Source organism: Cupriavidus sp. SHE (assembly GCF_000812445.1).
Classification (GTDB): Bacteria; Pseudomonadota; Gammaproteobacteria; order Burkholderiales; family Burkholderiaceae; genus Cupriavidus; species Cupriavidus metallidurans.
The window spans coordinates 24,427-30,426 of sequence record NZ_JWMB01000086.1 but is presented as its reverse complement, the minus strand read 5'-3'; the positions used below and the strand labels follow the sequence as shown (position 1 = coordinate 30,426).

Below are 6,000 nucleotides of genomic sequence, written 5' to 3'. Positions count from 1 at the left end.
TCAGTGTCCAGTTTGCGCTGGAATGGCCGTCCAGATTGCCGTGGAATCAGTGTCCAGTTTGCCGTGGAATGGGTGTCCAGTTTGGCGCGGAAAACGCAGAGTACTGGGCTGCTGCCGGTCCGGTGGACACCGACCTAAGCTTCTTGCGCCTTTTGGAACTCTATCGGGCTGACATAGCCGAGCGTCGAATGTCGGCGCGTCGGGTTGTAGAACCGCTCGATATAGTCGAACACGTCGGCTCGCGCTTGCTCCCTGGACAGATTACCTTGTGAACCGCCCCGGTTTTCGAGGAGGCCGATTGGTTTAAGTTGAGGCCGCCACAGCGCCTCGCTGGCGAGTTGCCGCCAGTAGTTTGCCTCAGCTTCAGCCGGAGGGATGTACCCGATGGGCTCAAGCAGTCGGATGTGGTTGAGCCAGCGCACCCATTGCAGGGTGGCCAGTTCCACGGATTCCCTGGACTTTCAGGGCGCTCGGCGGTGAATCAATTCGGCTTTGTACAGCCCATTGATGGTCTCGGCCAGCGCGTTGTCGTAGCTGTCGCCACGACTGCCGACCGAGGGTTCGATGCCAGCCTCGGCCAGGCGCTCGGTGTAGCGAATGGACAGGTATTGGGAGCCTCTGTCGGAATGATGAACCAAGGCATCGGAGCTGGCCGGTTGGCGGTCATACAGAGCCTGTTCCAGGGCATCCAGCACGAAGTCCGTACGCATGGTGCTGTTCACGCGCCAGCCTACGATTCGCCGCGCAAATACGTCGATGACGAACGCCACATACAGCCAACCCTGCCAGGTCGAGACATAGGTGAAGTCCGACACCCATAGTTGATTGGGCCGCTCGGCTTGAGGCGTTCGCGCTTGCTGCTGGTCAGGCCCTCGCGTTGCCCGCTGTCGACCTCCTCACGCTTGACCCAGTCCAGCAGCGTCTGCGATACGCAGCCAATCTTGGGCGCGATGGATTCAACGGCTGCCCATAGCGAGGGGTATTCGCCTCGATGCTCCTGCACCATGCGCACGGCACGCTCGCGCACCTCGGGTGAGAACTTGTTCGTCTTGTTCATGGCTCCATTCTCTCAAGAGTTGGAGCCTCCTCAAGCCAAATCCCGGGGCGGTTCAGGGGGATATCGAAGCCCTCGTTATCCAGCAAATACAAGAGGCGCTGAAAACAAAGCGCTGAGGGCATTCTCCCGGTCTAATGGATATCACTCTCTGGCCCATCCCAATGACCGCTCAGCGTCGCGAGCCGCCGATGGAGCCGGGCCTGGCCTGTGACTGGGGCGGACGACGGGGACCGGCCAGAAGCGGCCAGTCGACAACCACCACCACATTGCACACAATACGTAGTCTGGTCCTCAAAGGCATCCACCGCACCATGCAACGACACACCCTGTATGCGTATGTAGATGGGACTGACCTCGACGACGTTGCAGTGGCTATCGAGCGGGAGCTCGTCGCACTTGCAGACTCGTCAGGCTGGGTCGCTTCGCGCCCAATTGTGGTGAACCAGAAGAGCATGCACGCTGGTAGCCGACCAGATGACTTGCCGGACTGGGACCTAGGAGTCAACTTGACCCTGCCCGAGCCTGAATTCGAGCCAACTGATTGGTTTGCTGACATCGAACGAGTTGTGGCGCGCTTGGCCCAACTGCATTCGAAATTCGGGCGCGATTTCGTCATTGGCATTGCGGATAACGCAAGCGGCGTGGCCGACGACCTTTTTCACATCGAATCAGAGACCACAGACTTAGGTAAGCTGCGTATGCTCATCGGGGCTTAGGCTGTCCAACGTCGTGATGGAGAAGTGTTTTGCTGCGGCTACCGCCTATCGGCCAGCACCGGTCGCTCACTAGAGGCTGCTTCGCGTTGCACACGTACGACGACAGAGAATCGGATTTACATGAACCTCGCTTCCCTCATCGCGGACCTGGAGTCGGTCGATAACACACTCACCATCGTCGCAAAACGACCATGGACCGCAAACTCGGACGCACGGTTGGTTTCATTGACCGACGAGTACCGCATTCCTAGCAACGTACTGCAAGAGGGCTTTGAGTATTTTCTTGAGGTGTCAATAGCTCTCGATGAAGTACTAGGCGAACTCGCGAGCCAACTCTCACCGGCTCAACGGGTCGCAGCGATTGTCTACTACGCTGAAAATGACGCTTATCCAGATTGGCTCAATACGATAGCTCGGTCCTTGCGTGGATGACCGCTTCGCGGTGACCAGCGTGGCGAATTGGGTGTCTGCTCAGGGTCGGTAACCGCCGATTGGAGGCGATAGCGGCAGTACTTCTTGCGCATGCGTCACGCCGTGATTTCCTGACTGGCGCATTGGCTTTTGGCTTTTGGCTTTTGGCTTTTGGCTTTTGGCTTTTGGCTTTTGGCTTTTGGCTCTTGGCTCTTGGCTCTTGGCTCTTGGCACGCTGGCGACCTTCGGCAACCTTCGGCAACCGGAGCATTGCGAAGATTGAGTTGCCGCTTCTTCCTGAGCGTTAACATGAGATCGCCGCGTAGCGATGGCTGCGCGGCGATCCTGTCCTACGGTGCAAGTTTCGGGCGGAGGCGCCACACGGCGCCAGCCTACTCCCGAGCGTCGGAATCGCTAGCAAAAGGCATCTACTGCACGCGGACGCTAGGGCTCAGTCCGCTGCTTCTTCTCGAATTTAGACAACTCCTCGAGTTGCGATCGAACCTTCTCTAAGATGGCGCGTTGCTCAGATCGCGTACGCGACCGCAAATATGTGAGTGCCACCAATGTAAGTGGATGTACGTTGAGAGCCTCGGCAAGAGAATCAATTTTGTCCAGTGTCGGACTCTTTAACCCTCGCTCTAGGCTACTGACGTATGTCCGGCTGGAAACCACATCCAGCGCCTCTTGCGGAGCTTTCCGGAACCGCCGCACTGTACGCAACGCACCACCAAAGTTCTCTCTGAGCGTCATGGGAAGAGCTGAAGCAAATCCCATAATCTCGTCTTTATGAACACTATAGAGCTACAATCTATAGTGTTCATTACCTTGGAGAGAGTCGTGTTCTTAACGCAGGAAGCTTGGCGTCATCCCAATCCTTCATTACAAGCCCTGGTTGCACCCGCCCAAGCCTGGCAATGCGTTAGCGTTGACGAAATGCGCCCTAGCCTTCTGTTGGAGGTGAAGCACCTCGACCCCAGCGAACTGCCGAATTGGATTCTGTCCTCGTCAATGGAGGACGTGGTCGATATGCTTATTCATGCGCCAGAGCGAATCGGCGCCGTTCAAGCACTGGTGCCTAGCGGGCTGCACAAATCAGGAACCTGGCATTTGGAGCCAGTGGTCGGCATCGACGAATGGGTTCTGGGCAATCGCTCGGGACTTGAATGCCATACGGAATCGGGCGAGCGGTACGCATTTGTGCCGAGGCCAGCGAACTCGGAAACGCACCGTCAATGGAAACTTCCTGCTGCTGCGCTCTGCGATGGAATGACGACCTGAGCGGCAGTCCTGCCCGGCTGCCTAGCAACTTGTGCGACTGGACGTCAACCAGCTCGCGCCATTTAGTGCACGCGGCCGCGCCTGACTTGGCCGCCATTGTTCGGCAACGACACAGCAATGCATAGGAAATGTGAGGCCCAAACACATGCGAACGGTGAGCCAATTAGATCAGCTTCGAAACCACGTACCGATTGGCCAGGATCGCCTTGGCGCGTTTGTCGCGCTTGCCTCGATTCCACAACCATACATTCGCGAACTGATGCAGTTGATTCAGCGGGAGATGGTCCCCATCTTCCATCACGAATCGGCAGGTGACTGCATATATCCTTGGGATTGGTACGCGTGGCTGGAGAATGCACTCTTTTGCCCATTTTGAACGCGAAAGAAACTGCCACTGCTGATATGGCTAACACAAGCAAGCCGAGTGAAAAGCTGCGGGCAGACGTTGTTGCCCTGCAAAAACGAAGTGTCCAGGTTGGCTGGCCCTGGCAGAGATTTCGGACAACGCCAAGTCGCACAGGCCCGTTCGTAGTGCCTATAAGGGGAAACTTCGCGTATCGCTGACAGGGCTCTAAGCGATCATTGACTGCTGCAACCGGCGCAAACTTCGGAAAGTGCCCAGTCGCGCTGATGGCGCTAATGTTGGCACTCGACCATGCCGGTGCAGCACGCCCGGTTAGCCGCATACCCCGTGATCCCTTGCTTTGGGCGGAAGGCTAATTCTTGCCCTACAACTACTGCGTCCACGTCTCCGCACGCCGGTTAGGGCGCCACAAGCGGGTCGGCCGAGCCACTATCCGAACGCCATGCGCCACAGCCACCACGTGACGGCACCCTCCCCATCCTGAACGACGAGCTGGCCTCTCTACCCCTTCTGACGCGAACTGGAATCAAGTGTGAAGGTTCAGGCGCAATCCGCTGCAAGCTCAGTAATATTAGCCGCGGTGATTCCGAAAAGAGTACAGTTGATCGCATGCCGCGTCCGCACGGCAAACGGTCCGCATCACGCTTTGATGATGTCAGGACTCGAATGCACCAATCTGTGCGAACAATGACAAGTCGAATTTCTGTCATTTTTGTCGTTATCCGTGGCAAATAATCGGCAACAACAAATGGAGAAGGTCGGTACGGCCGCCTCCAGCAAGGCTTTGGGGCGATTGAAAGCCCCGCGTACCGACCTTAATGGCGCGACGTACCGACCTTAATGGCGCGACACAACACAATGGCACGCGACAACAAGGTCGGTACGCCTGTGTACCAATCATCAAAACCATGAAAAATTTCACTGAAATCAGCAACTTAGCATCATGCGCATAACGTGATGTTGGGCTGTTGGTGTCAAATCCATATAAATGTGACTCTCTTTCGCGCTTCTTTTGGCGCGACATTAAGGTCGGTACGCCAAGCCTAGGTGGCTAATCGACATGCACGTGCTGCAGTTCACGGTCGCGAAAGGATCGGTCCTTTGCTTGATGCGACGCGGACGCCCGAGTTTCTGGGCCACAGCGGGATTGAATGACGCCCCTTGCCGATAGCTGCCAGATCTCGGTGTCTATTGCCAGAGGTCCGAGATCGGCTGTGGATTCAACCGGTCGATGCAACACACTAGACGCTGCATGAGCAGTGGAGGTGTTGCAAATGAAACAGAGGCGCCGGATCTACTACTCCGAGACCCAGAAGGCACTAATGTGGGAGCGGTGGCGGAAAGGTGACACGCTTCACCAGATCGCCCGACTGTTTGATCGGTACCATTCATCTGTGCAACGGATTCTGGCGGAGTCCGGCGGCATCCAGCCAGCACCCCGACACCGCTCCAGGCTAGCCCTGACGCTCGCCGAACGAGAGGAGATATCTCGTTCCGTCGTGGCTGGGCTGTCGATCCGCTCGATTGCATTCCGGCTCGGACGCGCCCCATCTGCTCCGCCCCTCACTCCGGCATCGGTATTCATTCTCATGGTGTCAGCCATTTGTCTTTTCCCTTCGCATCCGAAGCAAGGTTCTCACGTTCCGTACCAAAGCCTGTATTGAGTTCATGCCGCCTTTACACCGGCTGCCATCAGGTCCGTAATCAGGTGCCGTCCCAACTGATCCTGGAGTAAACTTACGACTCCAGTTTTGACAGCGCTTTAGATAAGTAACGATGCGTCGTCGGACGGTTTGCTTTCGCTCATCTACTCAACACGTACCTGCCACCCTCTCCGGGTGACTTTTCCACGGTCGCTCACCACCGCGTCTTTTGGACGCAGCAGCACCGGGCGGTTTGAAGCCTGCTCCTGAAAGCCGACTTCGGGAGACCTACTCCCATCTTCAGTACAGCACCGCAGGCTCCCGCCTGCGTTCGTGACACACAAAGTTTTCTTATCACAAGGCCAAGAGCAGGCCCGAAACAGAGGACCTGGAGAATGCGGGAGACGGCCGAGACCGGCCACTAGGGGTCGTAGAAAATCCATGGCCAAACGTCGCCTGCGGAGTGGCTTTCAGCCGTTCGGCAATCGGCAACGCCGTCCGCCGGACTCATGCGCAGATCAATGCTGC

At 57.0% G+C, this 6,000-nt stretch carries 4 protein-coding genes and 3 pseudogenes; 4 read left to right on the top strand and 3 right to left on the bottom strand.

The genetic code is table 11. The features are described 5' to 3' along the window. Positions 1–134 precede the first annotated feature (134 nt). Together RN01_RS34195 and RN01_RS30810 are read right to left on the bottom strand one after the other, a co-directional pair. Positions 135–254 (bottom strand): annotated as a pseudogene (locus tag RN01_RS34195) (IS3 family transposase); the annotation flags it as partial. A gap of 66 nt (positions 255–320) precedes the next feature. After that, positions 321–1,057 (bottom strand): annotated as a pseudogene (locus RN01_RS30810) (IS3 family transposase); the annotation flags it as partial. A gap of 161 nt (positions 1,058–1,218) precedes the next feature. Between RN01_RS30810 and RN01_RS30800 the strand changes: the two are divergent. Both RN01_RS30800 and RN01_RS30795 read left to right on the top strand, forming a co-directional pair. Beyond that, positions 1,219–1,773 carry a hypothetical protein gene (locus RN01_RS30800; protein ID WP_223277386.1) on the top strand — a complete coding sequence of 185 codons (555 nt, stop codon included), beginning with the start codon at positions 1,219–1,221 and terminating at the stop codon, positions 1,771–1,773. Positions 1,774–1,893: 120 nt separating this feature from the next. Further along, positions 1,894–2,205: a hypothetical protein gene (locus tag RN01_RS30795; RefSeq protein ID WP_017513085.1), complete on the top strand. Its 312-nt coding sequence runs from the start codon at positions 1,894–1,896 to the stop codon at positions 2,203–2,205. Between the two features lie 423 nt (positions 2,206–2,628). Here the strand turns inward: RN01_RS30795 and RN01_RS33585 are convergent, their stop codons facing one another. Next, positions 2,629–2,937 (bottom strand): helix-turn-helix domain-containing protein, encoded by a 309-nt coding sequence (locus RN01_RS33585; protein ID WP_104669951.1) that lies wholly within the window; start codon positions 2,935–2,937, stop codon positions 2,629–2,631. An 87-nt stretch (positions 2,938–3,024) separates the two neighbouring features. Between RN01_RS33585 and RN01_RS33580 the strand changes: the two genes are divergently transcribed. Both RN01_RS33580 and RN01_RS33570 read left to right on the top strand, forming a co-directional pair. Beyond that, entirely contained in the window at positions 3,025–3,465 is a 441-nt protein-coding gene (locus RN01_RS33580) for a hypothetical protein (RefSeq protein ID WP_128646586.1), read from the top strand. Between the two features lie 1,638 nt (positions 3,466–5,103). Further along, positions 5,104–5,382: pseudogene (locus RN01_RS33570) on the top strand (helix-turn-helix domain-containing protein); the annotation flags it as partial. Positions 5,383–6,000 lie beyond the last annotated feature (618 nt).

What these genes read in the sequence shown, in the direction of transcription:
- RN01_RS33585 (WP_104669951.1), bottom strand. Translation starts at nt 2,937, where the DNA reads ATGACGCTCAGAGAGAACTTTGGTGGTGCGTTGCGTACAGTGCGGCGG.
- RN01_RS30795 (WP_017513085.1), top strand. Translation starts at nt 1,894, where the DNA reads ATGAACCTCGCTTCCCTCATCGCGGACCTGGAGTCGGTCGATAACACA.
- RN01_RS30800 (WP_223277386.1), top strand. Translation starts at nt 1,219, where the DNA reads ATGACCGCTCAGCGTCGCGAGCCGCCGATGGAGCCGGGCCTGGCCTGT.